We start from the raw sequence: 25984 nt of genomic DNA, 5'->3' as shown, positions 1-25984 counted from the left end.
AAGGGTGCAGTGGCCACCGCTGGGGGCGGCCACTGCACCCTTCGTTTTAAGCGGCCACGGACGCTCGCTCACGTCTGGCGGGTTTTGGCGGGACGCCAGCTCACTTTTCGCCGAAAATTCCGCGACGCCAGCTCACATCCGGTGGGCTAGCTGCCGTTTAAGAGGTGGTCGGGCAGGCGGTTGCCTGGCGCTCGACCTCGGATTTCCAGGAGTTCGCGGGCGTGGGCGTGGAGCCGCCAGTCTTCGTCGGTCTTCGGTTTCCATGGCGGGATCGGCACGGCAGCGCCGCTTGCATCCCTCGCGACCATCACCGTGAGGCAGTACGTGGTGAGGTTCATCTCGCGGTTCTTCGGGTTTCCCGAGCGCACGTGCACTGCGATGTGCATCCCTTTTCGGCCCGTGTAGACGAGCCGGGCTTCGACTTCCACGACGTCCCCGATCAGGAGCGGGCGGTAGAAGCGAACGCCGCCCGAAAACACGGCGACTGTGTCCTTTCCGCAGTATCGGGAAGCGCAGACATAGGCGGCTTCATCGATCCACTTCATGACGATGCCGCCATGGACCTTCCCGCCCCAGTTCACATCAGTGGGCGCCGCCATGAACCGCAGGACGACGCGCTCGGCCGTACCGGCGTCGGTATATTCCTGGGCGTTCATGGCCTCGACGATTTGTTCCCGCACGGCGATCCGCGCCAGGGCGTTGTCGCGCTGCTCAGTCTCCTCCGCCGTCGACGGCTCGAATTGCGGAACCGGAACGGGGCGTCCGTCCGGACCGACGGCCACGAAGATCACCAAGCATTGGCTGCGCATGGTCGCGGGGCCGCCCTTGGGGTCGCCCGAGGACACGATGGTGCGGATGTGCATCGAGGAGCGGCCGGTGTAGACGATGGTGGCTTCCACCTCCACCATGTCCCCGATGTTCACGGGATCGGCGAAGTGGATGTTGCCGACGTACGCAGTGACGCAATAGGACTTCGCCCATCCCACGGCGGCTGCATATGCGGCCTTGTCGACCCATTCAAGGACGGTGCCGGCGTCGACGGATCCGCTGTGTCCGACGTCGGTGGGGGAAGCAAGGAACCGCAGCGTGACGGAATGGGAGGGGCGCTCGCTCATGACGTGAGTGTATCGACGGCGGTGATGCCGTTGCGCTGTATGACGAGATGGCGACGCCCAGATTGACCTATGACGCGGAAATGGACTGGCGCTCTAGGAATTCCCTTGTCGCCAGTCCATATGCGCGTCGGGAGGCCGCGTGCGCGTCGCGGGGTAGCGTGCGGGTCGCGGGGTAGCGTGCGGGTCGCGGGGCAGTTTGCGGATCGTGCGTCGCGAATCTACGCCAGGATCGCCAGCTTGGAACCCTTCCTGCCGAAGACGGCGGCGTCCACCGAGATTCGCCCGGCGCCGGTGAGGGCGACCGCGCCGGCTATGGCGGCGAGGGCAAGCACCAGTTCGTAGCCGCCCTTGTCGGCGAACAGGCCGGCGGGAGCGTGGACCAGGACCAGTGCGCCGAGCATGTCCAGTGCAAGGAGTACTGCGAAGACGCGGGTCAGAACGCCGGCGATCAGCGCTATGCCGCCGACCAGTTCGAGCGTCGCGATGATCGGAGCCACGACGTCGGCGGCAGGAACGCCCATCTTGGCGAAGGCGCCCTGCGTGCCGGGGATTGTGAATTCGGTGAATTTCTGCCAGCCATGGGCGGCGAAGATGAAGCCGACGATGACGCGCAGGACGGTGAGGGCTGTGTTGGTCAGGGTGGACTGTTTCATGTGTTTGCACCGTTTCGGGTAGCGGATGGCTGTCTCAAAGCTTCTCGGACGGAGCCAAATTTATTGAAGCTTCAACTTAAGGGTTGCGAACTTTGCTTGAAGTGTCAATTAAGCCCTACCTGCCACGAGCGTCTGCCAAGCCCCCGCTACGCTGGATAGGTGCCCGAAACAGTGACCCGTCCCGCCGCGCCCTCAAACACCCGCGAGATCCTGCGGCTCGCCGTTCCTGCTTTCGGCGCCCTCATTGCCGAACCCCTCTTCCTCCTGGCCGACTCCGCGATTGTGGGGCACCTCGGCGTCGCGCAATTGGCCGGCGTGGGGCTAGCTTCCACCCTGCTGTACACCGCCGTCGGACTCATGGTGTTTTTGGCATATTCGACGACTCCGGCAGTGGCGCGCGCAATCGGCGACGGAAAGCTCGGCAAAGCGCTCGCGGCAGGGCGCGACGGCGTGTGGCTGGCTCTGCTCTTGGGTACAGTTCTCGCGGTGGCGGGCTTCCTCGCCGCTGAGCCGCTCGTCGGGCTGCTTGGAGCTGACGGCGAAGTCCGCGGATATGCGGTGGAATATTTGCGCTGGTCCATGCCCGGCCTCGTGGCCATGCTCCTGATTTTCGCCGGAACCGGTGTGCTCCGAGGGCTCCAGGACACCCGCACCCCCTTGGTGGTGGCGACGGCCGGTTTCGCTGTAAACATCGGCCTCAACTGGTTCCTTGTCTACGGCGTACACCTCTCCGTGGCCGGCTCGGCGATCGGCACGAGCATCGCGCAATGGGCCATGGCGGCGGTCTACCTCGTGATGGTGGGCAGGAATGCGCGTCGCCACGACGTATCCCTCAGGCCGGATTGGCGCGGCATCAGAACCATGACATCCGTGGGCTCGTGGCTCATGCTCCGCACCCTCAGCTTGCGCTTGGCCATCCTCGCGACGGTCTTTGTGGTCACCGCGCAGGGGTCGGTCAACCTGGCCGCCCACCAACTCGCGATGACCATCTTCTCCTTCCTGGCCTTCGCGCTGGACGCCCTGGCGATCGCCGCCCAGGCCCTTATCGGCAAGGAACTCGGGGCCTCCCGTCCGATGCGGGCACGCGAACTCACGCACACCATGATCCGCTGGGGAGCGGGATTCGGCGTGGTGACAGGGGTCCTCCTTGCTGCCGGCGCTCCGTGGGTGGGCTTCCTTTTCACTTCCGACGGCGGCGTCCAGTCCGCGCTCACCGCGGCGCTGTGGGTGCTCGCCGTAGGGCAGCCGCTCGCCGGTTACGTATTTGTCCTGGACGGCGTCTTGATCGGCGCGGGCGACGCGCGGTACCTGGCGATTGCCGGCGTCGTGAACCTCGCGGTCTATGCGCCGCTCCTGGCGGCCGTCCACCTGATAAGGCCCGACGGCGCGGCGGGGCTCGTATGGTTGTGGCTCGCGTTTGCGCTGGGCTACATGCTGGCGCGCGGCGTCACCTTGGGGCTGCGCGCGCGGACCGATAAATGGATGGTCCTTGGTTCGCACTAAACTGGACGGGTGACTTTCCCCGCCTCTTCAGCAGCTTCGTCCACGCCGACGGCCTCCGCACTCTGGAAGCCCGTCCTGATTCGTGCCGTTGTTGCGCTGGTGTTCGGCGCCGTCACGGTCTTTTGGGGCTCACCGTCGGTGCAGGTCCTCGCCTGGGCCACCGGTCTCTACCTTTTGGCCACCGCGGGCTCCGCTTTCCTGGCTGCCAGCGTGCCGCCAGCCGCCGCGGTGGTAGTTGGCGCAGCCGGCGTGGGGGCTTTGATTACGCAGTCCGATACCGGGGTGGCGATTTCCGCGCTCGTGGGGCTGTTGGTCCTCGGAGTCCTTGAACTGGTTCGTGGATTAGCCCGCCGTGGCCGCCACGCACTAGCCCGCGACTGGCTTATTTCCGGCGTAGTGGGGATCGGGACCGCTGTGGCTTTGCCGTTTTTCATCGACCTTGGAGCGCACGCGTTGCTCGGTGTTGCCGGTGGTGGCGCGATCATTTCAGGGGTCTTGTGGGTGCTTTCCGGGCTGAGCCTTCGGCACGATGGGCGAACCCCCTCGATTGAGGCCGTAAACTAGTAGTCGTACGTTCTACTCTGCGTAGAACTTTCTGAGTAGAACTTCGTGGGCGCGCATGGCGCCGGCAACCACGCCACATTGGAGGATTGATCTTGGCTGACCAGAAACCCGGAGAGCCGCGCAAGATGCGGACCTCGGTTAAAGGACCGCTGATGTTCTCCGCGTTTTGGGGCGTGGTGGTCTTCTTTGCGGTGCTGATTTTCGCCTCGGGTGGCAGTGCCCGCACCCCGCGCTTCGATCTTGCCTTCACCGGGGCGGGTATCGCGTTCATCGTCAGTTTGGTCCTGGCGGCCATGCTGTCCATGACCCACAAGGAGAACGCCGAGCATCTCGGCAAGGGGTCCGGCATCAACCTGAGTTCGAAGAAGCCGAGCCACGGCCCCGTGATGCAGCGTCCGGCTGGCGACGCGGAAGCGCCCGACGCCGAAACCCACTAAGCGTCGCTGGCCTTTCGCTTTGGCGGGGGTTGCTTTGGCGAGGTTTGTTTGGCGGGCGTTGCTTTGGTGGGCGTCACGCCACGCACCTTTTTGGAGCCTTCCCGCCGCCGCATCCCCGCAAACCCGCGGCAGGCCGTCGTCGTACGCCGCTAAAATTTGCATGCCGTGACGGTTTTATCCCGCGCGCCTATTCGGAGCCTGAGGCCTTCCTGGCACGATAAGCAGCTACGTGCGTGCGGTTGGCGCAGTTTCCCGTATCGCAATAAAGCTTGGAACGGTTACGGCTGAGGTCGAGAACGGCGGCATCGCAATCGTCGGCCGCGCAAACCCGCAAGCGGTCCATTTCCTTGCTGCGGATCACATCCACAAGCGCCATGGCCGCTTCCGTCCCCATGCGATCCGCGAGGGGAGCGTCCTGCGGGGTGGCATGAAGGTGCCAGTCCAGGTGGTCATGCTTGGCCAATTGGGGGAGCGCGCGTGCGTCGGTGAGGATCTGGTTGACGCCCTTTGCCGCGGTTTCTTCATTGGCGGTCCACAGTGCTGCGAGCTGGCTGCGCAGCCGTTTCACGCTGAGTAACTCGGCCTCGCTGCCTTCCCTGCTGCCCGTGAATCCTTCGGTGTCCAGGAAGACGCGCAGTTCGGCGACGCCTGTGAGGGATTCGGTGCCGTTCGCCGCCGTATTGATCAAGTTGACCAGGCTACGAAGGGCCACTTCAGTGTCAGGTGCAAAAAGCACTTTGACTCCTTACATGTTTCGGGAGTATTGTCAGCAGCGTAACCCATTTTACTCCTGACAGGAGGCTGCTGTGTCGGCTGCAACCACTCGGACCGGTGCTCCGCGCCTCATGGCATCTGGCGTGGGGATCGCCCTCTTCTCTTCAGCGGTCTTCGGCTTGTCTGGTTCTTTTGCCAAGTCCCTGCTGGAAACCGGGTGGACGCCGGGCTCGGCCGTGGCTGTTCGCTTGACCGGTGCGTCGTTGGTTTTGCTGATTCCCGCGATCATTGCCCTTCGCGGACGGTGGCACCAGCTCAAGGACAACTGGCTCACGATCCTGCTGTTCGGGGTGATTGGCGTGGCCGGGTGCCAGCTTTTCTACTTCAACGCTGTCTCACGGCTGTCCGTGGGAGTGGCCCTGCTGCTTGAGTATCTCGCGCCTACCCTGATCGTCTTGTGGCTGTGGATGGCAACCCGACGGCGCCCGCGCGCGCTTACGTCGGTGGGGACCTTGCTTTCCCTGGGCGGTCTCATCTTGGTCCTCGACCTCACGGGCTCGGTCAAAGTGGACTTCGTCGGAGTCCTCTGGGGGCTGGCTGCAGCGGTTTGCCTCGTGATCTATTTCTTCATCACCGCCAAGCAGAACGACACCTTGCCGCCAATCGTCCTCGCATCTGGCGGGCTCATGGTGGGCTCGGTCCTCGTGTGGGTTGCCGGCGGCACCGGGCTGCTGTCCATGACCTTTGCGTCCGCTGATACGCACTTGGGTCCCTGGACCACTCCGTGGTGGGTTTCACTCGCCGGGTTGATCTTGTTGGCGACAGTCCTGTCCTATGTCACGGGGATCATGGCCGCGCGCAGCCTCGGCTCGAAGGTCGCGTCCTTTGTCTCACTGACGGAAGTGTTGTTCGCCGTAGTCTGGGCCTGGTTGTTGCTGGCTGAACTGCCCGGGACCATCCAGCTCCTGGGCGGTGCGTTGATTGTTTGCGGCGTGGTCCTTGTCCGCATCGACGAACTGCGGGCCGACCGGCTGGGGTCCGCCGAGCCGGGCAAAGCCGCAGCCTCCGAGCTTGATCACGCGAACGACGTCGAGCCTGTGCCTTCCGAGTCGATGTAGGACTGCTTGCGGGCATCCCTTCCCGGGGACGCTAGGCCTAGCATGGGTGGTATGTGCCGCAACATCCACACCCTTCACAATTTCGAGCCGCGAGCTACCTCAGCGGAGGTTGAAGCTGCCGCCCTGCAATATGTCCGCAAAATCAGTGGCAGCACCAAGCCTTCCAAGGCCAACGAGGAGGCGTTCGCCCGGGCCGTCGAGGAGATCGCCCATGCCACGCAGCACCTTCTCGATGCTCTGGTGACCCACGCGCCCGCACGCAATCGTGACGACGAGGCGGCCAAAGCCAAGGCCCGTGCGGCTGTTCGTTTCGGAACCGCGTAACCGGCGGTTGGCGGAACTTCCCTAGCGAAGAAGGGTAGCCCGCAACGCGCGGGGACCGGCGTGCCGCCCGAAGTGGGCAGACCCGCCGGCCCTGCGCTTGCTACCGTCCGAACTGGCACGGCTACCGTCCGAACAGCTACCGCTCGAACTGCTACCTCCCGAAGGAGCGCAGGCGCAGCGAGTTCGCGACCACCAGGACGGAGCTCGCCGCCATGGCCGCTCCTGCAATCATTGGGTTGAGAAGGCCCAAGGCTGCCACCGGGATTCCGATCGCGTTGTAGAAGAACGCCCAGAACAGGTTCGTCTTGATGGTGCCGAGTGTCTTCCGCGATAGTTCGATGGCCTGAACCAGCTGACCGAGATCGCTTCCCATGACTGTCAGGTCGGAAGCCTCGATGGCGACATCCGTGCCGGAACCCATCGCAATGCCGAGGTCGGCTTGGGCCAAGGCTGCGGCGTCGTTGACTCCGTCTCCTGCCATGGCCACCGTGGAGCCTTGGCTTTGGAGGTTCCGAACGGCTTCCACTTTCCCTTCGGGCTGGACGCCCGCCCGCACATCCTCCGGAGCAATTCCGACGGCGGCAGCCACCTGGGCTGCGACCGCGGCATTGTCGCCAGTCAGTAGCAAAGGACGGATGCCGAGCTCTTTGAGCTTCGCGATAGCGGCGGCCGATCCAGGTTTGATGGTGTCCCTCAGTGTCACAATCCCGACAGGTGTTCCGTCAACGGCTACCCAGATGGCAGTTGCGCCTTGTGCTTCTTCGGCGGCAAATGCCTCCTGTTGGGCCGGATCGGGGAAGATCCCGTTCTGTTCCAACCAAGCGGTTCGGCCAGCCAGGACCAGCTGCTCGTGCTCGATCCCTTCATCCTCGATCCCTGCATCGCCGGGACGAGATCCGTTCAGCGCGACGACCCCGCGGACGCCGCCGCCCGGAGCGGAATCGAAGTCCTTCACGGCCGGCAGCGAACCGGTACCAGGCAACGCCGAGGTGGCGGCGGCTGTAATCGCGTGGGCGATGGGATGCTCGGACGCTGCCTCGACTGCGCCCGCGAGAGTCAGGACATCGGCAGGGGAGTGGCCGTTGAGCGCAATCGTGCCACCCACGGCGAGTTTGCCGCTGGTGACTGTACCCGTTTTGTCCAGGAGGATTGCGTCCACGGTGCGGGTATCCTCGAGGACTTGGGGTCCCTTGATGAGGATGCCGAGTTGGGCGCCACGGCCGGTTCCGGTTAGAAGCCCGACAGGGGTCGCGAGGCCCAAAGCGCACGGGCACGCGATGACCAGTACAGACACCGCCGCCGTGAAGGACGCGTTGAGATCCCCGCTCAGGACGAACCAAAGCACGAATGTGACAACAGCGGTCACCAAGACAAGGGGAACAAAGACCGCGCTGATTCGGTCGGCGAGCCGTGCAATCGGGGCTTTTCCCGTCTGGGCCTGACTGACAAGCCGTCCCATTTGCGCCAAGGTGGTGTCCGAGCCGACGCGTGTTGCCTGGACAATCAACCGTCCGGATGTGTTGATGGTGGCACCTGTGACTTGGCTGCCGGGGCCGACCTCGACCGGCACGGATTCACCCGTGACCAGCGAAGCGTCGACGGCGGATGCGCCGCCCGTCACCACGCCGTCCGTGGCGATCTTCTCGCCGGGGCGGACCACGAAGACGTCTCCGGCCACGAGGTGTTCGGCCGGGATCTTGTGCTCGACGCCGTCGCGCAGCACGGTTGCTTCCTTGGCTCCCAAATCAAGCAAGGCCCTGAGGGCGTCGCCCGCCTTGGATTTGGCGTTGGCTTCGAGATAGCGGCCCAGGAGCAAGAACGTGGTCACGACCGCGGCAACCTCAAAGTACAAGCCGCCGCTCATTCCCCCCATGTTTCCCATGTCGCCCATGCCCGGCATCGACTCCATGCCGGGGTATTCCGTCAGCATGGGGTTGGCGAGGAGTTGCCATGACGAATAGACGTAGGCGGCAAGTACGCCGATGGAGACGAGGGTGTCCATGGTCGAGGCGAAGTGCCGGGCGTTGATGGCTGCGGCGCGATGGAACGGCCACGCGGCCCAGCTCACTACAGGAAGGGCCAAGACCGCGGCGACCCAGCCCCACTGGGGGAACTGGAAGGCGGGAACCATCGAAATGGCGAAAACCGGGATCGTCAGGATTGCTGCGACAATCAGGCGAGGGCGCAACTGATGTGCGGCCGGCCCATGGGACATATGGTCGCCGCCCGTGCCTCCGCCGGAGTTATGTTCATGTCCGGCAGGGACGTGGTGGGCAATCCCGTTCAGCTGCGTTCCGGCGTCGTGATTGTGATGCTCCGGAACGTCGAGCTGGACGTCCGCCGCGGGCACGGTGGGTCCCGCTCCGCGGATCCGGGCTTTGTAGCCGGTGGCTTTGACGGTGTCCACGATCTGTTGGTCCGTGATGTTGGCGGGGACGGTGACTTGCGCCGACTCGAGCGGGAGATTGACCGACGCTTCGACGCCTTCAAGCTTCCCGAGCTTCCGCTCAACGCGGGCCACGCAGGATGCACACGTCATGCCTTCGATGTCGAGCTCGAGTATGCGCGTTCCCGCTTGGTGCAAGATGTCCTGGTTGGTCACGAGTGGCCCCTAGGCCTCATTGGCAACTACCAGGTAGCCGGCTTCGGCAACAGCTTCGCCGATTTCAGCCGGCGACAGCTCCTGGGTAGAAGTGATGGTGACACTGGAGAGCCCGCCGGGGTTGAGGTCGACTTCAACCAGTTCCACACCGGCCAGGGATTCGATTTCCTCGCTGACTGCCGAGATGCAGTGCCCGCAGGTCATGCCGGAAACGCTGACGTTGGTCTGGATGGTGGCGGTGCGGCCCATTGTGTGCTCCTTGGTGGTGAGTTGGATGGTGGGGTGGTGATTGCTTGCGGGGTTACCGCAGCAGGCGCCCGATGGCATCGGTTGCCTCCTTGACCTTGACGTCGATTTGCTCGGCTCGAAGATCGGGATCTGCCTCGGAAGCCGCTCCGGCAACGCAATGGCCGATGTGCTCCTCAACGAGGCCGAGGCTCACGGCGTGGAGTGCCTTGGTGACCGCAGAGACCTGGGTGAGGATGTCGATGCAGTACTTGTCGTCTTCAACCATGCGCGCGATGCCGCGCACCTGGCCCTCGATACGTTTGAGGCGCTTCAGGTAGGCGTCCTTGTGACTCGAGTAGCCGTGTGGCGAATGGGTCCCATCCTCGACCTGAACACCCGTGGGGCCAATCGCGAGGTCCACGGCGTTCACGTCGACAGTTTCCACGTCGACCGATTTAGTTTCCGGCGGGTTCAGTTCAACCGTGCTCATGGTCCTAAGCTATACCCCCTAGGGGTATTAGTTCAAGTACCCCCAGGGGGTATGTAAAACCTAGCGCAAATCCTTGGGCAACAATGGAGGCGCCGGCTTCCTGACCCTCTTTGAATTGGGAAAGCGCTTGCGACACGGCGAGTCGTGATTTTGCGGGCCTTTAACGGGCCAAACAGGGTCAGGAGCGGGCCTCCCGGCAGCGATCCATGGGGGTCCTGGGGCCACGCAGCGGCAGCCAGCACGCGCGTTAAAAAAGAGCTCCGGAGTGCGTTATTGGGGGATACGCACTCCGGAGCGGACTTTGGAGCAGGTTCTTTGCGGTTCCTGCTGACAATCAGCTTACGTGGCCCGACGGCCTTCCGCTACCGATCTGAATTACTACTTTCACTTTAGTTTTTCCGGGCCGGGAGGAGCCTCGCGGCGATCCGTGCTTGGCGCGGCGGGATCGTGGGAACTGCGGCGTTCGTGGCGGGGGATTGGGACCAAAAGCACGGGCCGGCTCTGATGTCGCGTCAGCCACGTGGCGACTGAACCGTTGAAGGCTTCGGAAATCCTGTGCCCCAGCCCGGGCTCGGGGCACCCGAGAATGATCATGGAAGCCTGGATGTCGTCGGCCAGCCGGCCAATGGCGCGTGCGGGATCGCCGGCAAGAAGGCGCAGCGTCCAGTCCACTCGAGCTTCGCCCGCGGCCTCCTGGATCTGGGTGCGGAGTTCGGTCCGCACGGCCGCGAGGTCGGCGTCCACCTTCCCTGGGTGCAGCGACATGCGGTGCGTTTCCTTGGTGGGGTCCCATTCCACCAGGTAGCTTGCCTCATCCACGTAGGCACAGACCAAGGGGGCGGCCAGGCTGAGGGCGAGGTCCCGCGCCGTGCGGAGAACATGGGGATGCTGGCCCGGTAAGACGCCGAGCACCAAAGGAACGCGACCACTGAAACTCTCCGAGGCCATACTCAATTGTTGCTTCGGAGACCAGGTTTGAACAGCTTCGCAAGGCCTTGTCGAGCACCTCACGCAGGCCTAGCGTTGTAACTGCAAAGGAAGGGGTGGTCCACGTGGAGATCTTCATGTGGTGGCTGGATATTGACGTTAATAGCAAGGAGTGGCTGCGGGAGAACCTCCGTTCAACGGAAATTCCGCTGGAAGTCCTGCAACGCATAGCCGATGCAGGCGGTCCGCACCCGGATGACCTCGCGGGCGGACTCAGCGACGCGGATTGGGACTTCATCGAGACGCAGTCCGAATTCGTCGACTAACCTGGCTCACGCCAGCGCAGCGCCAATACTCGGCGCCAACGGCCAGCGCCAATACTCGGCGCCGAGCCAGCGCATAAAAACCGTTGCGGCTCCCGCACGGTGATGGTTGCATGGGGTTCATGGCTACCGCAGAGAGTTATGTCTTAGCGATCGGGACTAAAAAAGGACTGTGGCTGGCACGCAGCTCAGACCGAAAACAGTGGTCCCTTTCCGGCCCGCATTTCCTCATGAGTGAGATCCCGAGCATCGGGATAGATACCCGTGGGGGCACCCCGCGGATCATGGTGGGCGTGCGCTCCGAACACTGGGGGCCCACCGTGGTCCATTCCGACGATCTCGGCGCAACGTGGACCGAGCCCGAGCAAGGCGCCATCAAGTTTCCCGAAGGCACTGATGCCGCGCTTGAACGGATCTGGCAGATTTACCCCGATTCCGCCGCGAGGCCGGGGGTCGTGTGGGCCGGCTGCGAGCCGATCTCGGTGTGGAAGTCCACCGACGGCGGCGAGCACTTTGAGCTCAATCGGGGCCTTTGGGAGCACCCGCACCACAGCGACTGGGGAGCCGGGTATGGCGGTGCGGCGGCGCATTCGATCGTGGTCAATCCGTCCGGGGAAAACGTCCACGTCGCCATGAGCACTGGCGGCGTCTACCGATCGCTCGACGGCGGTGCCTCCTGGGAGGCGCGCAACAAGGGGATTTCGGCCTACTTCATGCCGGATCCCAACCCCGAGTTTGGCCAGTGCGTGCACAAGATCGCTGCGGATGCCGTCGTCGAAGGCCGCCTGTACGCACAGAACCACCACGGCGTTTACCGCACGGATGACAACGGCGAGAACTGGGTTTCGATCGCCGAGGGCCTGCCCGCGGATTTCGGTTTTGTCATGCTCACACACCCGCGGCGTGAGGGTACGGCCTGGGTGGTGCCCATCAAAGCGGATAGCGAACGGATCCCGCCGGACGGCCGGCTCGCGGTCCATCGCACGGACGATGCTGGACATACATGGAAGCGCTTGGACGTGGGGTTGCCGGACCACGAATACAACGCGGTGCTCCGTGACGCGGCCTCGGTGGATACTGCTGAACCCGTCGGGGTGTACTTCGGAACCCGTGGTGGTTCGGTTTACGCCAGCGATGACGAAGGCGAAACGTTCCAGGAGGTTGCCTCACATCTCCCGGATGTCTTGTGTGTCCGCGCCGCTGTTGTCTCCGGCGTCCCCGCCACCGGGGGTACACCCGAGGAGGCGGTCGAGGAAGCGGTCGAGCAGGCCGCCGCCGCGGCCACGACGAGTCTTCCGGCGTAGGACCGGCCTTGCCTGACATTACGGTTGTTTTGCCGAGCGTTCTCCAGCCGCTCGCCGGCGGGCAGTCCTGTCTGACTACACCCGCCGACGGCGCTGTGACCGTGGAAAGCTTGCTCGATGCCGTCACCCGGGATTACCCGGTGCTGGCCCGTCGGCTCCGGGACGAAACCGGGTCCCTCCGCCGCTACGTGAATATTTACGTGAATGGCGAGGAGGTTCGTCGTCTCAAGGGCCTGGATACTGAGGTTGTGGGCGGCCAGGAGGTTTTGATCATCCAATCCGTGGCCGGCGGCTGAAAACCGGGGTGCGGGCGGCTCAGGCCACGCGCCAGACTGTGCATTCGTCGGCATTGATGGCCTTGCGGAGGCCGGTCAGCTGATCCATGATCCAGACGACGCCGATGCCCGGGGCCGTCTCCTGGACGCTGCCCCTGCGGATGACCACGTCATCGTAGGAGGGGCCGACGGAGAGGCGGGCTTCGATCTGGTCGCCGCGGTGCAGCTGGTCAAGTGTACGGATTCGTGTGGGCTTCGCGGATACATCCTTCAACATGATGGCCTCCCTGGCTGGAGCTGCCTGCGTTTGCCGGCTATTCCAGTGTGGCGGGGCAATGTTGCACAGTGGTTTCGCGCGGGTTAGGAGCACGAAAAAATCCATCGCTGCGTACGTGTCGTTTTGAGTGGTCAAAACGACACGTACGCGGCGATGGATCGTGGAAGGGTAAAGCTGGGCCCTTACTTCAAGCCGAGTTGCGCCGTCGGGGTCTTGAACGATTCGCGGGCCGTGAGGGCCGAGACAGCGGCGATGATGCAGATGACGCCGGTGAAGACGCTGATCTGGACCCAGCCGCCAGCCTTGGTGCCGCCCATGGCGGTGACAATTGCCGGGGCGAAGCCTGCCATGAGGAAGCCGAGCTGCGTGCCGATGGCCAGGCCGGAGAAGCGGACCTTCGTGCTGAACATCTCGCCGTAGAAGGAAGGCCAGACGGCGTTGGCGGCGGCGTATCCAATGGAGAAGTAGACCACTGACACGAGGAACATGAGCGGCACGTTGCCGCCTTCGAGAGTCAGGAGGAAGACCGGGGTCATGATCGCACTGGCGATTGCGCCGTAGATGAAGACGGGCTTGCGGCCGATGCGGTCGGCCAGCGTGCCGAAGACGGGCTGGGTGCCGAGGGCGACGATGTTGGCGACGACCACGAGCCACAGGGTGATGGTGCTGTTCACGTGGGCCACGTCCTTGGCGTAGGCAATGGCCAGTGTGCCGAAGACAGTGCTCACGGCGGCGATAAAGGCACAGCAGACAACGCGGAGGACGTCGGCCCAGTGCTGGCGGAGGAGGTCGGCAACCGGGAGCTTGGCGATCTGGTTGTTCTTCTTAGCTTCTTCGAACGCCGGCGGCTCGTGCAGGGTGCGTCGGATGAGAACGGCAACGACGACGACGGCGGCGCTGAGCCAGAACGGGATGCGCCAGCCGATGCTGTACTTGACGTCGTCGGGCAGGGCGACCACGGGGATGAAGATCAGGGCGGCGAGGATTTGCCCGCCCTGGGTTCCGGTCAGGGTCCACGAAGTGAAGAAGGAACGGCGGTTGTCCGGAGCGTGTTCAAGCGTCATGGACGAAGCGCCGGCTTGCTCGCCCGCGGCGGAAAGTCCTTGGCAGAGGCGCGCAAAGACCAGGAGTGCAGGTGCCCACCATCCGATCGCCTTGAAATCGGGTAGGCAGCCGATGATGAAGGTTGCGCCGCCCATCAGGACGAGGGTGAACATGAGTACGCGCTGGCGGCCGATCCGGTCTCCGAAGTGCCCCAGGATGATCGCACCGACAGGACGTGCGACGTAGGCAAAGCCGAACGTCGCGAACGACATGATTGCCGCGTTGGCATCCGCGCTGGGGAAGAAGACGTGCGGGAAAATCAAGGCCGCCGCCGAACCGAAGATGAAGAAGTCGTAGTACTCGACGGCGCTGCCGAGGAAGCTGGCGAGAGCGGCCTTCTTCGGCGTTCCTGCAGTGGCAGCAGTGCCCGGCTCCGTAGACGGGATCGTGTGGCTCATGGTGTTCCTTTGGTGTGACGGCGATGTCGCATCTGGCTGGATATTGCGTGCCTGAACGCTGATCGGGGCTCCGGCAGTGAAACTCACAATGTAGCCACAATGTGAGAGCTACTTGTGCGATACAGCAATGATGGCTGTGAGCACAGTCACTTGTCAAGAGATTTACTCACCATCTAGATATAGCTCTCACGATGTGGGAGCATTTAGCTATGGATGTGAAGGAAGACACAAAAACCGACATGATCGGAAAGGCCCTGGGCCTCCTCGTATTGCTTGGCAACGAGCCGAAGGGGGCGAGCGCTTCCGAGTTGGCGCGCCAGGCGGACTTGCCGTTCAGCACCACCTACCGGCTGCTGGGGTCGCTTACCCGCGATGGATTCGTGGACTACGAGGCCGATGGCCGCCGCTACCACCTGGGGCTTCGCGTCTTCCAGTTGGGCCAGCGGGTGTCCAACCATCACGGATTTGCCGGCACGGCTCGGCCCATCTTGCAGCGCGTCACCGAAGGGACTGGCGAAGCCACCATCCTTTCCGTCCGCGATGGCCACCACCACCTCACGGTCAACAAGGTGGACGGACCCCAGATGTTCCGGGTCACGAGTGATCCCGGGCATCTTGGAATGCTCCACACCACGGCGGTCGGCAAGGCGCTGATTGCCTTTGCCGACGAGGTGGAACGCAAGGAACTGGTCGAAGAGATCGAACTCGAGCCGCTCACGGAATTCTCCATCACGGACCGGGAGGTTTTCCGCGAGGAGATCGAGAAGACCCGCCGCCGGGGCTATGCCCTTATGGACCAGGAGAACGAGGTGGGCATGCGCGCCGTCGCCGTGCCCGTGCTCAACTCACAGGGAATCGCTTTCGCGTCGCTTGCCACGGCAGTCCCGGTGTTCCGGATGGAAGTGGAGCAGCTCATCGCCGTCGTCCCCTTGCTGAAAAGCGCGGCCGCCGAGCTCGCGGACCGCTTGCCGCAGCGCTAAAGGCGCTTGCTGCGTGCCACTTTTGTTCGCGATAAGAACACTAGTGCAATATATGAACATTTTGTGTAGTCTGATCCATAACGCCCGACGAAGCGGCCCGCGCCACGCATGGAAGCCAGCGCCAGCCGATCCGCAGGTGCAGTTGTCAAAGGAGCAATGAAGTATGAGCAACCGAGCCGAATCCTTCCTGGTGGGCCTTATCGGCGAAGGCGTCACCCCTTCGCTGACGCCGCCCATGCATGAGAGGGAGGCCGACGTCCAGGGGCTGCGCTACCTGTACCGGCCCATCGACCTGCTGGAGCTCTCCCTGCCGGGCTCCGCCGTCGGGGACCTGCTGGTCGCCGCGTCCCGGCTCGGCTACAACGGCCTCAACATCACGCATCCGTGCAAGCAACTGGTGCTGCCGTTCCTTGACGAGATTTCCGACGACGCGCGCCGGCTCGGTGCGGTGAATACGGTCTTGATCGAAGACGGCCGCTTCATCGGCCACAACACCGACTTTTCCGGTTTCGGTTCCGCTCTCGAGAGCGGCCTTCCCGATGCCGGACTGGAGCGCGTCGTCCAGCTCGGCGCCGGAGGTGCCGGCTCCGCCGTCGCGTACGCGCTCCTCGCCGCCGGCGTGAAGACGCTGGACCTCGTGGACGTGGATCCCGCACGCGGTGCGGAGCGCGCCGTCGAGCTTTCCGCCTTGTTCCCGGACCGGACAATAACGGCGCGCACGACGGCGGAGCTGCCGCAGCTTATGCCGCTCGCCGACGGTTTGGTGCACTGCACCCCGGTGGGCATGGCCGCCCACCCCGGCCTGCCACTGGACATGTCCCTCGTGGAATCCCGCCACTGGGTAGCGGACATCGTCTACCGTCCGATCGAAACCGCGCTGGTCCTCGAAGCCAAGGCCAAGGGTTGCCGGGTGCTCGACGGCGGCCGGATGGCAGTGGGCCAGGCCGCCGACGCTTTCCGCATCTTCACAGGCCGCGACGCCGATCCCGAACGGATGCGGGCACATTTCCTGGAACTTGTAGGCGCCGAAGAAGCCAAGGCGCTCGCGGGAGCGGGTCACTGATGCGCACGGGAATCGCCACGGTCTGCCTGTCCGGAACGCTCAAGGAAAAGATGCAAGCCTGCGCGGTCGCGGGCTTCGACGGCATCGAGATTTTTGAACAGGACCTGGTCACCTCGTCCTTGAGCCCGGAGGACATCCGGAAGATGGCCGCCGACCTGGGGCTCAGCCTGGACCTGTACCAGCCGTTCCGCGACTTCGACAGCGTCTCCGAGGACCTACTGCAAGAGAACCTGCGCCGGGCGGACGCGAAGTTCAAGCTCATGTCCCGCCTCGGTATGGACACCATCCTGGTCTGCACCAACGTGGGAACCGCCACGATCGACGACGACGACCTCCGGGCCGAGCAACTCTCCCGACTCGCCGCGCTGGCCGGCGAACACGGCGTCAAAGTGGCGTACGAAGCGCTCGCCTGGGGCAAATACGTCAATGACTACGAGCACGCGCACCGCCTCGTGTCCGCCGTCGACCACCCGCACCTTGGCACGTGCCTCGATTCCTTCCACATCCTTTCCCGCGATTGGGACACCGCGCCCATCGAGGACATCCAGACCGGGAAGATTTTCTTCGTCCAGGTGGCCGACGCGCCGAAACTTTCCATGGACGTGCTGTCCTGGAGCCGCCACTACCGCGTCTTCCCGGGCGAAGGGCAGTTCGAGCTCGCGAAGTTCATGGGCCACGTTGTCCGCGCCGGCTACTCCGGTCCGGTCTCGTTGGAGGTCTTCAACGATGTCTTCCGGCAGTCCGACGTCGAACGCACCGCCGTCGACGCCATGCGCTCGCTGATCTGGCTTGAGGAACAGAGCGCCAAGTGGCTCGAAGCGAACCCGGCGATCACGACGGCGGGAGGCAGCAACGGTGACACGGGCACCCGGGCGGCAGGGCGCCGTCGTTATCCGATGGAACTGGCCACGCTCCCCAAGGTTGCCGAACCCGCCGGTTTCAACTTCGCCGAGGTCAAGACCGACGAACCCGCGCAGCTCGAAACGCTCCTGGGCCAGCTTGGCTTCGAATTCGACGGCCGCCACCGCACCAAGGACGTCCAGCTCTGGTCCATGGGCCACGCACGCGTCATCATCAACGAACAAGCGCCGTCGCACAGTGAGCCGGCGATCACGGCGTTGGGGTTCGATGTCGATTCCCCCGTGATTGCCTCAGCCCGTGCCCAGCAACTCAAGGCCCCCGTGGTACCGCGCAAGGTCCAAGCCGACGAAGAAGTCTTCCAAGGCATCGCCGCCCCGGACTCCACGGAGATCTTCCTGTGCCAAGGCAACCCCGACGGCACCGCCGCCTGGACTGGCGAATTTGGTGAAGGCAGCGAATTCGGCGAAGGCCCGGAACACCGCGACGCCGCGGACCCGGCAGTGATTGACCACGTGAACCTGGCCCAGCCGTGGCAGCACTTCGACGAGGCCGTCCTCTTCTACACGAGCGCGCTCACGCTGGAACCACAGCCGTTTGCCGAAGTGCCGAGCCCCAGCGGCCTGGTGCGCTCGCAAGTGATGCAGACCTCAGACCGTTCCGTGCGCCTCGTCCTGAACCTCGCGCCGTTGCTTCACCAGGAACCGGGCCAGCAAGGCAACGGCGGCCGCAAAACCTACCAGGAGCACATCGCCTTCGCGGTTCAGGACCTCGTGGCCACCGCGCGGGCAGCGCAAGACCGCGGTCTCGAGTTCCTCAAGATTCCGGCCAACTACTACGAGGACTTGGACGCGCGCTTCGCCCTGGACCCGTACTTCCTGGCCACCCTCAAGGAACTCAACCTCCTCTACGACCGGGATGCCAACGGCGAATTCCTGCACTTCTACACGGCCACCGTGGGCAGCGTCTTCTTCGAAATGGTGGAGCGCCGCGGCAACTACGACGGCTACGGAGCCCCCAACGCTCCCGTGCGCCACGCCGTCCAATACGACCACCTGCACCGCAACTAAACCGAACGAAACCCACCCGAAAGGAGCCGGCCGTGCTGCTAGACGCAAACGCCGGGCATCACCAAGACGACGAGCTCGTACCCGCGGCTGAACCGCATGCCGGGCACGCTCCCTTGGACACCGCCGTCGAGACTCAAGCGGACCTCAGCGCCGAGATGAAGGCGATCGGCGAGGCCTACGCGCGGGCGCTCAAGGACGGTGCCGAGCCCGAGACGCAGCCCCGGCTCGACTTCGCCCCGTACCGGAGCAGCATCCTGCGGCACCCCACCAAGAGCCTGCACCACGCGGATCCGGAAACCATCGAGCTGTTCTCGCCCGCGTTCGGGCACCAGGACGTGCACGCGCTGGAAGCGGATCTCACCATCCAGCACAACGGCGAACCGCAAGGCGAACGGATCATCGTGCAGGGCAAAGTGCTCGACGGCGACGGCCGCCCCGTAGCGGGACAGCTCGTGGAAATCTGGCAGGCGAACGCCGCCGGCCGGTACATCCACAAGCGCGACCAGCACCCGGCGCCGCTCGACCCGAACTTCACCGGCGTCGGACGCTGCATCACCGGACCGGACGGCTCCTACCGCTTCTCCACCATCAAGCCCGGCGCCTACCCGTGGAAGAACCACCTCAACGCGTGGCGGCCAGCCCACATCCACTTCTCCCTGTTCGGCACGGACTTCACGCAGCGCATCGTCACCCAGATGTACTTCCCCGGCGACCAGTTGTTCCCGCTGGATCCCATTTACCAGTCGATCGTGGACCAAGACGCCCGCGACCGCCTCGTGGCCACGTACGACCACGAACTGACGAGCCCCGAATGGGCCCTTGGCTACAACTGGGACATTGTCCTGACCGGGTCGAAGCGGACCTGGACCGAAAACGAAGCATACGGCGACGCCGCGGACGAGGAGTAGGAACATGAGCAAGCTGACCCCCACTCCCGGCCAGACCGTGGGCCCGTTCTACGGCTACGCCCTCCCGTTCACCAAGGACAACGAACTCCTGGCCCCGGGAAGCCCCGGAAGCATCCGCCTCCAAGGCACCGTGTACGACGGCGCAGGCGAAACCATCCCCGACGCCATCCTGGAAATCTGGCAGCCCGACGCCCACGGCAACGTGGTCCAGCGCACCGGCTCCCTGGTCCGCGACGGCTACACCTTCACCGGCTGGGGCCGCGCTTCCGTCGGCAACTCCGGCGTCTTCACCTTCACCACAGTCAATCCCGGCACCACCCCGGCGATCCCCGGGAAACCGGCGGCGGCGCCGTTCATCTCGGTGGCCGTCTTCGCCCGCGGCCTCATGAACCGCCTGTTCACCCGCATCTACCTGCCGGAGAACGAGGAAGCCCTCGCGGCCGATCCGCTGCTCAGCTCGCTCGAACCCGAGCGCCGCAAGACCCTCATCGCCCGCCGCGACGCCGATGGCGGACTCACGTGGGACCTACGACTTCAGGGCAAGGACGAGACCGTCTTCCTCGACTTCGAACACGTCGAAGGCACCTCAAAATGAACATCGACGGCGATTTCGGGCTCCTCAGCCCGGTATCGGCGTCGCCCCTGGTTGCCGCATTGACCGGGGACCACGCCGTCGTCGCTGCGATCCTCGCCGTCGAGGCCGCCTGGGCGTCCGTGCTTGAAGACGCCGGGCTGGCTCCCGCGGGATCCGCCGCCGTGGTTGCCCACGCCGCGGATCCGGCGCACTACGACGTCGCCTCGATCGCCGAACGGGCACAAGGTGGCGGAAACCCGGTCATCCCGCTCCTCGCCGAACTCCGGAAGAACGTCAAAACCGCCGACGCGGAACGCGGCCACGTCGGTGCCGGCGCCGCCGTGCACACCTCCCTGACCAGCCAGGACGTGCTGGACACCGCGCTCATGGTGATGATCCGCAACGTCCGCGGCACGTTGCTCGCCGAAGTAAAGGGAACGACGACGGCGCTCGCCGCCCTCGCGGAACACCATACGGACACGCTGTGTGTGGGCAGGAGCCTGACCCAGCACGCGCTCCCCTTCACGTTCGGGCTGAGGGCCGCGCAGTGGTTCCAAGGAATCGCCGCCGCCGCCCGCCGCTTGCAATCACTTGAGCTTCCGGTGCAGTTCGGCGGGGCTGGAGGAACTTTGGCCTCGGCCGCGGTACTCACCGGCAACTCACGGTTGAGCCCATTCGACCTCGCCGACTCCTTGGCCGCAAAGCTTGGCTTGGCTTCGGCTCCGGCTCCGTGGCAGACCAGCCGCCTCGCCGTGACCGCGGTAGGCGATGCCTTGGCGGCGTTGTCGGACTCCTTCGGCAAGATGGCCGCCGACGTGCTGTTCCTCAGTCGGCCCGAAGTGGCAGAGCTTGGCGAGCCCCTGGCTGCGGGCCGCGGAGGCTCCTCGGCCATGCCGCAGAAGCAGAACCCGGTCCTTTCCATCCTTGTCCGTAGCGCGGCGCTCCAGGTTCCAGGCCTCGCGGCACAACTGCACACTGCTGCCGCGAATTTCAACGACGAACGTCCGGACGGGGCGTGGCACAGCGAGTGGCCGGCCTTGCGCGAACTCCTCAGGCTCACCCTGGGTGCAGCCGCCCAACTCAAGGAGCTCGCGGGCGGATTGCGTGTCTTCCCGGATGCCATGCGCCGGAACCTGGACATTTCCGGGCCGCTGCTCTTGAGCGAGAAGGTGATGGCCGTCGTCGTACCGCTCCTCGACACGGACCACGGCGAGGCGAAAGCCCGGCTGCAGGCCGTCGTCGACGAAACGCTCCAAGCCCCCGCGGGTACACACTCCGAGAAAGAGGAGCAATCCCTGCTGTACGCCAGGCTCCTCCGCGAAGTGGTGCCCGCGGACAAGCTTTCCGACGCCGAACTCGACGCGCTGCTGGACCCCGCGAACTACGTGGGCGAGGCCGTCGAAATCGCCCGTCGCATCCTCGCTGCTTTCCCGGAGTATGCCGGGAACCCTGTAACCACCCGGATTCCGAAGGAGGCCAACCGTGGCTAAGCCCAAGATCAAGGCCGTGCTGCTGTCCCCGCAACGGACCCTCGGCGAAAAGCCCCTCTTGGTGGTGGGGCCATCGCTCGGGACGTCCACGGTGCTCTGGACCGAGGCGGCAACATTGCTTGGCAACGAGTTCGACGTTGTCGGCTGGGACCTTCCCGGCCACGGCGTCTCGCCCGCGGCCTCGGAAACGTTCAACGTCGCCGAGTTGGCCGAAGCCGTAGTGGACCTGGTGGATTCGATCGCGCCCGGAGCGGGGTTCCACTACGCCGGTGTTTCCTTGGGCGGCGCCACCGGCCTGCAGTTGGGCATCAAGCACGGCGAACGGCTCAAGTCCCTGTCCGTGCAATGCACCGGCGCGAAGATCGGCACACCGGAGGGCTGGCTGGAACGCGCCGAAGTTGTCCGTTCGCAGGGCACCGCCGTGATGATCCAGGGTTCGGCGCAGCGCTGGTTCGCGGCTGGGTTCATGGACCGCGAGCCCGCTGTCAGCAGCCGCCTCCTGCACTCCCTGCGCGATGCCGACCGCTTCAGTTACGCCTTTTGCTGCGAAGCCCTCGCCGCTTTCGATGTCCGCTCCGAACTCGGCGGCGTTACTGTCCCGACCCAAGCGATTGCCGGCGTCGAGGACACGGTGGTTCCGCCGTCGTTCGCTGAAGAAACGGCGGCGGGAATCAACGCCGGCGGCGGGTCAGCCGTGTCGGTAGCGCTCGACGGCGTCGCGCACCTTGCGCCCGCGGAGGCGCCTGCCGTGGTCGCGGACCTGATGCGGAACTTCATGGAAGGGATCGGAAAATGAGCCACGATTCTGCGCTGGGCGCAGTTGAATCGCAAGGCGCGGTCCAGCGCGGGGCAACCTCGCAGGAAATCTACGACGCCGGCATGGTGGTCCGCCGCGAAGTGCTCGGCGACGCCCATGTTGACCGCGCGAACGCCAACAAGGACGAATTCACCGACGACTTCCAGGACATGATCACCCGGATCGCCTGGGGCGGCATCTGGACCAGGCCCGGGATCGACCGGCGCATGCGCTCGGCCGTCACCATCACTGCCATGGTTGCGCATGGGCACTGGGAAGAACTCGCCATGCACATCCGCGCCGCCATGACCAACGGACTAAGCAGGGACGAAGTCAAGGAAATCCTGCTGCAGACCGCCATCTACTGCGGAGTACCCTCCGCCAACACCGCATTCAAAACCGCGCAACAGGTCTTCGCCGCGCTGGACGAGGACGCCCGCTAGCCGGGGCCAACGAGAATTTGAGGAACACATGAACCAGGCTTTTGTTTACGACGCCGTGCGGACGCCTTTCGGGAAGTTCGGCGCCGGCCTTGCGGGGGTCCGTCCGGATGACCTCGCGGCGCACGTGGTGCGTGAGTCGGTCAAGCGCGCTCCGGGACTGGATGTTGAGCGGATCGACGAGGTGGTGTTCGGCAACGCGAACGGCGCGGGCGAGGAGAACCGCAACGTCGCCCGTATGGCCACGCTGCTGGCTGGCCTGCCGACGTCGATTCCGGGGACCACCGTCAACCGCTTGTGCGGTTCATCGCTGGATGCCGCGATCATCGCGTCGCGCCAGATCAACGCCGGCGACGCCGATCTGGTGCTCGTTGGCGGTGCCGAATCGATGAGCCGCGCCCCGTGGGTGCTGCCGAAGACGGCCAAGCCCTACCCGGCCGGCGACATGACGTTGGCGTCGACCACGCTGGGTTGGCGCCTCGTGAACCCGGCCATGCCGAAAGAGTGGACCGTTTCCCTCGGCGAGGCCACGGAGCGGTTGCGGGAGAAGTACGGCATCAGCCGGGAGCGGCAGGACGAGTTCGCCGCCGCGTCCCACAACCTCGCCGCCGCGGCGTGGGACGAAGGGTTCTACGACAACCTGGTGACCGCAGTTCCGGGAACAGACCTTGTCCGGGACGAGGGGATCCGCGCCGGTTCTACGGCGGAGAAGCTGGCCGGATTGAAGACGGTGTTCCGGGCCGAGGAATCCGGCACGGTCACCGCGGGTAACGCATCGCCACTGTCCGACGGCGCCTCCGCGGCGTGGATCGGCAGCGAAAGTGCCGCCGGGCTGCTGGGGCTCGACCCGCTGGCCCGGATCGCCGGTCGCGGCGCGCACGGCAACGATCCGCAGTTCTTCGGTTTCGCACCGGTGGAAGCGGCGAACAAGGCCCTCTCGAAGGCGGGCATCGGCTGGGAGGAGGTTGGCGCCGTTGAACTTAACGAAGCGTTCGCCGCGCAGTCCTTGGCCTGCATCGACGCGTGGGGGATCGACCCGACGATCGTGAACCGGCACGGTGGCGCGATCGCGATGGGCCACCCGCTGGGTGCCTCGGGCACGAGGATCCTCGGAACCTTGGCGCGCAGCCTGCAGGCCTCGGGGGAGCGCTGGGGCGTCGCGGCGATCTGCATCGGCGTCGGGCAGGGCCTGGCCGTGGTGCTGGAGAACGTCACTGCCGGAATTTCGGCACAAACAGTGAAGGGCTAGACGCGATGCTGAATTTCATTGACACAGTGGGCGAAGCTGTTGCCGACATCAAGGACGGATCCACCGTCATGATCGGCGGCTTCGGCAACGCCGGGCAGCCGTTCGAACTCATCGACGCGCTCCTGGATTCGGGGGCTACGGACCTGACCGTGGTGAACAACAACGCCGGCCAAGGCGATCAGGGTTTGGCGTTGCTGATCAAGGAAGGGCGGGTCCGGAAGATGATCTGCTCCTTCCCGCGACAGTCCGATTCGTGGCACTTCGATACCAAGTTCAAGGCCGGGGAAATCGAACTCGAACTGGTTCCCCAAGGCAACCTGGCCGAGCGGATCCGCGCCGCGGGAGCCGGCATCGGCGCGTTCTTCACGCCCACCGGCTACGGCACCATGCTCGCCGAGGGTAAGGAAACCCGCTTGCTGGACGGCAAATGGCAGGTCTTCGAAACACCCATCCATGCCGACGTCGCGCTGATCAAGGCACTCAAGGCGGACCGCAAAGGCAACCTCGTGTACCGCAAGACCGCGCGGAACTTCGGGCCGATCATGGCCGCCGCGGCGAAACACACCATTGCGCAGGTCTCCGAGATCGTCCCGATCGGCGCCTTGGACCCGGAAAACGTGGTGACCCCGGGAATCTACGTCAACAGCATTGTGAAGGTGGCCTGATATGAGCATCCAGACCAATGTGCAGACGTCGGCAACGCCGCTTGGCCGTGACGAGCTCGCCGCCCTCGTGGCCAGGGACATCGCACCCGGTTCGTTCGTGAACCTGGGCATCGGGCAGCCGACCCTCGTCTCGAACTACCTCAGCGAAGAGCAGAACATCACCCTCCACACGGAGAACGGCATGCTCGGCATGGGCCCCGAAGCGCATGGGGACGAGATCGACGGCGACCTCATCAACGCGGGCAAGATCCCCGTCACCGAACTCCCGGGCGCTTCGTACTTCCACCACGCCGATTCCTTCGCGATCATGCGCGGCGGACACTTGGACATTTGCGTGCTCGGCGCCTTCCAGGTTTCGGCCACGGGCGACCTCGCCAACTGGCACACCGGGGCGCCGGACGCCATCCCGGCCGTCGGCGGAGCCATGGATCTGGCCACCGGTGCCAAGGACGTGTTCGTCATGATGACCCTGCTGACCCGCGACGGCGCCTCCAAGCTCGTGGAACAGTGCAGCTACCCGTTGACCGGCGTCGGCTGCGTGACCCGCGTGTACACGGACAAAGCCGTGTTCCTCACCGGACCGGACGGCGTCAGCGTGCGCGAAACCTTCGGCTGCACCCTCGAAGAACTCCAAGCCCTGGTGCCGGTCCCGCTCAAGGCTGTGGCCGCCGTCGGGGTTTGAAACGACCCATAAGATTGGTAACCATGACCGACGCAGCAGTATCCGGAGGGCCGCAGGCCGGTTCGCCGCAGGCGAGCGACCAGTACGTTCAATCACTGGCCCGCGGGCTCTCCGTGATCCGCGCATTCGACGCCGCCAACCCCGTCATGACGCTCAGCGAAGTGGCGGCGCGGACCAGCCTTACCCGGGCCACGGCCCGCCGGTTCCTGCACACCTTGGTGGAACTGGGGTACGTCCGCACGGACGGCAAGACCTTCGCGCTGACGGCGATGGTGCTGCAGCTTGGTTACTCGTATTTGTCCGCTTTGTCCTTGCCCCAGCTCGCGCAGCCGCACCTTGAGGAGCTGTCCGTGAAGCTGGGGGAGTCGACGTCGGCCGCCGTGCTGGACGGTGCGGATATCTTCTACGTGGCGAGGGTGGCCACCCGCCGGATCATGACAGTGGGAATCACTGTAGGAACCCGCTTCCCGGCGTATGCCACGTCCATGGGGCGCGTCCTCCTGGCGGACCTCCCGGGACCGAAGCTCGAGGAGTACGTGTCCTCGGTGGAGCTCAAGGCCCTCACTCCGCGAACCCTGACGTCGCGTGCGGAGCTACTGGCTGAGCTGGACAGGGTGCGTGCCCAAGGTTGGTGCGTCCTGGACCAGGAACTGGAGTTGGGCCTCATGTCCGTCGCAGCGCCGGTGCGCAACGCGGCCGGCAAGGTGGTGGCCGCCGTCAACGTCTCGCTCCAGGCCCAGAACGTCGCAGCCCAGCCGGATCCTGAGGCCTATGTAGACTCGGTCCGCGATGAAATCGTGCGCACGGCCGGCCTGATCTCGGCGGACATCGCGGCGAAGCACTAGGACGCGTC

29 protein-coding genes are annotated in these 25984 nt (G+C 64.8%); 20 read left to right on the top strand and 9 right to left on the bottom strand.

The genetic code is table 11. From position 1 onward, the window contains the following. Positions 1-146: 146 nt before the first annotated feature. The gene (locus E1809_RS14455) at positions 147-1115 is read right to left on the bottom strand and encodes an acyl-CoA thioesterase (protein WP_133204937.1); all 969 of its coding nucleotides are present in this window, start codon (positions 1113-1115) and stop codon (positions 147-149) included. Between the two features lie 218 nt (positions 1116-1333). Next, entirely contained in the window at positions 1334-1768 is a 435-nt protein-coding gene (locus tag E1809_RS14450; RefSeq protein ID WP_133204936.1) for a DoxX family protein, read from the bottom strand. Between the two features lie 159 nt (positions 1769-1927). On the opposite strand from E1809_RS14450, the gene E1809_RS14445 reads away from it, so the two are divergent. The 3 genes from E1809_RS14445 (at position 1928) to E1809_RS14435 (ending at position 4272) form a co-directional block, all read left to right on the top strand. After that, positions 1928-3271: an MATE family efflux transporter gene (locus E1809_RS14445; RefSeq protein WP_235835603.1), complete on the top strand. Its 1344-nt coding sequence runs from the start codon at positions 1928-1930 to the stop codon at positions 3269-3271. Between the two features lie 9 nt (positions 3272-3280). Then, positions 3281-3835 (top strand): hypothetical protein, encoded by a 555-nt coding sequence (locus E1809_RS14440; RefSeq protein ID WP_205754195.1) that lies wholly within the window; start codon positions 3281-3283, stop codon positions 3833-3835. Positions 3836-3927: 92 nt separating this feature from the next. Then, the gene (locus E1809_RS14435) at positions 3928-4272 is read left to right on the top strand and encodes a hypothetical protein (protein WP_133204935.1); all 345 of its coding nucleotides are present in this window, start codon (positions 3928-3930) and stop codon (positions 4270-4272) included. A 187-nt stretch (positions 4273-4459) separates the two neighbouring features. On the opposite strand, the gene E1809_RS14430 is transcribed toward E1809_RS14435, so the two are convergent. Further along, a complete protein-coding gene (locus tag E1809_RS14430; RefSeq protein WP_133204934.1) occupies positions 4460-5008 on the bottom strand; it encodes a CGNR zinc finger domain-containing protein in 549 nt (182 codons plus the stop codon). A gap of 70 nt (positions 5009-5078) precedes the next feature. Between E1809_RS14430 and E1809_RS14425 the strand changes: the two genes are divergently transcribed. Both E1809_RS14425 and E1809_RS14420 read left to right on the top strand, forming a co-directional pair. Continuing rightward, positions 5079-6104, top strand: a complete 1026-nt coding sequence (locus E1809_RS14425) for an EamA family transporter (protein WP_374102696.1) — start codon at positions 5079-5081, stop codon at positions 6102-6104. Between the two features lie 51 nt (positions 6105-6155). Next, positions 6156-6428, top strand: a complete 273-nt coding sequence (locus E1809_RS14420) for a DUF2277 domain-containing protein (RefSeq protein ID WP_133204933.1) — start codon at positions 6156-6158, stop codon at positions 6426-6428. A 151-nt stretch (positions 6429-6579) separates the two neighbouring features. Here the strand turns inward: E1809_RS14420 and E1809_RS14415 are convergent, their stop codons facing one another. From E1809_RS14415 to E1809_RS14400, 4 genes are all read right to left on the bottom strand, one after another. Next, on the bottom strand, positions 6580-8967 hold the full coding sequence (locus E1809_RS14415; protein WP_251600041.1) for a heavy metal translocating P-type ATPase: 2388 nt from the start codon (positions 8965-8967) through the stop codon (positions 6580-6582). 72 nt (positions 8968-9039) lie between these two features. Then, complete coding sequence (locus E1809_RS14410) at positions 9040-9279, bottom strand: heavy-metal-associated domain-containing protein (RefSeq protein ID WP_235835602.1); 240 nt, start codon at positions 9277-9279, stop codon at positions 9040-9042. Positions 9280-9331: 52 nt separating this feature from the next. Then, the gene (locus E1809_RS27870; RefSeq protein ID WP_285895689.1) at positions 9332-9748 is read right to left on the bottom strand and encodes a metal-sensitive transcriptional regulator; all 417 of its coding nucleotides are present in this window, start codon (positions 9746-9748) and stop codon (positions 9332-9334) included. A gap of 384 nt (positions 9749-10132) precedes the next feature. Next, the gene (locus E1809_RS14400; RefSeq protein ID WP_133204930.1) at positions 10133-10696 is read right to left on the bottom strand and encodes a universal stress protein; all 564 of its coding nucleotides are present in this window, start codon (positions 10694-10696) and stop codon (positions 10133-10135) included. 104 nt (positions 10697-10800) lie between these two features. Here E1809_RS14400 and E1809_RS14395 point away from each other — a divergent pair, with 104 nt between their 5' ends. The 3 genes from E1809_RS14395 to E1809_RS14385 all read left to right on the top strand — a co-directional run bounded on the left by E1809_RS14395 (position 10801) and on the right by E1809_RS14385 (position 12598). After that, positions 10801-11001 carry a hypothetical protein gene (locus E1809_RS14395; RefSeq protein ID WP_133204929.1) on the top strand — a complete coding sequence of 67 codons (201 nt, stop codon included), beginning with the start codon at positions 10801-10803 and terminating at the stop codon, positions 10999-11001. A 110-nt stretch (positions 11002-11111) separates the two neighbouring features. Further along, on the top strand, positions 11112-12302 hold the full coding sequence (locus E1809_RS14390; protein ID WP_133204928.1) for a WD40/YVTN/BNR-like repeat-containing protein: 1191 nt from the start codon (positions 11112-11114) through the stop codon (positions 12300-12302). A gap of 8 nt (positions 12303-12310) precedes the next feature. Then, complete coding sequence (locus E1809_RS14385) at positions 12311-12598, top strand: MoaD/ThiS family protein (protein WP_133204927.1); 288 nt, start codon at positions 12311-12313, stop codon at positions 12596-12598. A gap of 19 nt (positions 12599-12617) precedes the next feature. Here the strand turns inward: E1809_RS14385 and E1809_RS14380 are convergent, their stop codons facing one another. Further along, positions 12618-12854 (bottom strand): hypothetical protein, encoded by a 237-nt coding sequence (locus E1809_RS14380; protein WP_133204926.1) that lies wholly within the window; start codon positions 12852-12854, stop codon positions 12618-12620. Positions 12855-13036: 182 nt separating this feature from the next. Beyond that, positions 13037-14356, bottom strand: coding sequence for an MFS transporter (locus E1809_RS14375; protein WP_133204925.1), 1320 nt, complete (start codon positions 14354-14356; stop codon positions 13037-13039). A 209-nt stretch (positions 14357-14565) separates the two neighbouring features. On the opposite strand from E1809_RS14375, the gene E1809_RS14370 reads away from it, so the two are divergent. The 12 genes from E1809_RS14370 (at position 14566) to E1809_RS14315 (ending at position 25976) form a co-directional block, all read left to right on the top strand. Then, positions 14566-15336, top strand: coding sequence for an IclR family transcriptional regulator (locus E1809_RS14370; RefSeq protein ID WP_133204924.1), 771 nt, complete (start codon positions 14566-14568; stop codon positions 15334-15336). A 163-nt stretch (positions 15337-15499) separates the two neighbouring features. Beyond that, entirely contained in the window at positions 15500-16399 is a 900-nt protein-coding gene (locus E1809_RS14365; protein ID WP_133204923.1) for a shikimate dehydrogenase, read from the top strand. After that, a complete protein-coding gene (locus E1809_RS14360; RefSeq protein WP_133204922.1) occupies positions 16399-18327 on the top strand; it encodes a bifunctional sugar phosphate isomerase/epimerase/4-hydroxyphenylpyruvate dioxygenase family protein in 1929 nt (642 codons plus the stop codon). Before E1809_RS14365 ends, E1809_RS14360 begins: the two co-directional genes overlap by 1 nt. Positions 18328-18362: 35 nt before the next feature. After that, positions 18363-19235 carry a protocatechuate 3,4-dioxygenase subunit beta gene (gene pcaH, locus E1809_RS14355; RefSeq protein ID WP_133204985.1) on the top strand — a complete coding sequence of 291 codons (873 nt, stop codon included), beginning with the start codon at positions 18363-18365 and terminating at the stop codon, positions 19233-19235. A 4-nt stretch (positions 19236-19239) separates the two neighbouring features. After that, positions 19240-19830, top strand: a complete 591-nt coding sequence (gene pcaG / locus E1809_RS14350; RefSeq protein ID WP_133204921.1) for a protocatechuate 3,4-dioxygenase subunit alpha — start codon at positions 19240-19242, stop codon at positions 19828-19830. Beyond that, entirely contained in the window at positions 19827-21299 is a 1473-nt protein-coding gene (locus tag E1809_RS14345) for a class-II fumarase/aspartase family protein (protein WP_133204920.1), read from the top strand. The genes pcaG and E1809_RS14345 overlap by 4 nt, the downstream gene beginning before the upstream one ends. Next, a complete protein-coding gene (locus E1809_RS14340) occupies positions 21292-22095 on the top strand; it encodes an alpha/beta fold hydrolase (RefSeq protein WP_133204919.1) in 804 nt (267 codons plus the stop codon). The genes E1809_RS14345 and E1809_RS14340 overlap by 8 nt, the downstream gene beginning before the upstream one ends. Further along, positions 22092-22538 carry a 4-carboxymuconolactone decarboxylase gene (pcaC, locus tag E1809_RS14335; protein ID WP_133204918.1) on the top strand — a complete coding sequence of 149 codons (447 nt, stop codon included), beginning with the start codon at positions 22092-22094 and terminating at the stop codon, positions 22536-22538. The genes E1809_RS14340 and pcaC overlap by 4 nt, the downstream gene beginning before the upstream one ends. A gap of 28 nt (positions 22539-22566) precedes the next feature. Then, on the top strand, positions 22567-23784 hold the full coding sequence (locus tag E1809_RS14330; RefSeq protein ID WP_133204917.1) for a thiolase family protein: 1218 nt from the start codon (positions 22567-22569) through the stop codon (positions 23782-23784). Between the two features lie 5 nt (positions 23785-23789). Next, entirely contained in the window at positions 23790-24449 is a 660-nt protein-coding gene (locus E1809_RS14325; protein WP_133204916.1) for a 3-oxoacid CoA-transferase subunit A, read from the top strand. A 1-nt stretch (position 24450) separates the two neighbouring features. Further along, positions 24451-25131: a 3-oxoacid CoA-transferase subunit B gene (locus E1809_RS14320; RefSeq protein ID WP_133204915.1), complete on the top strand. Its 681-nt coding sequence runs from the start codon at positions 24451-24453 to the stop codon at positions 25129-25131. A gap of 23 nt (positions 25132-25154) precedes the next feature. Then, complete coding sequence (locus E1809_RS14315; protein WP_133204914.1) at positions 25155-25976, top strand: IclR family transcriptional regulator domain-containing protein; 822 nt, start codon at positions 25155-25157, stop codon at positions 25974-25976. Positions 25977-25984: the final 8 nt, after the last annotated feature.

The organism is Arthrobacter terricola (genome assembly GCF_004354015.1).
GTDB classification, from domain to species: domain Bacteria; phylum Actinomycetota; class Actinomycetes; order Actinomycetales; family Micrococcaceae; genus Arthrobacter; species Arthrobacter terricola.
Note: the sequence above shows the minus strand (reverse complement) of the source record. Positions and strands in the feature narration are given on the sequence as shown.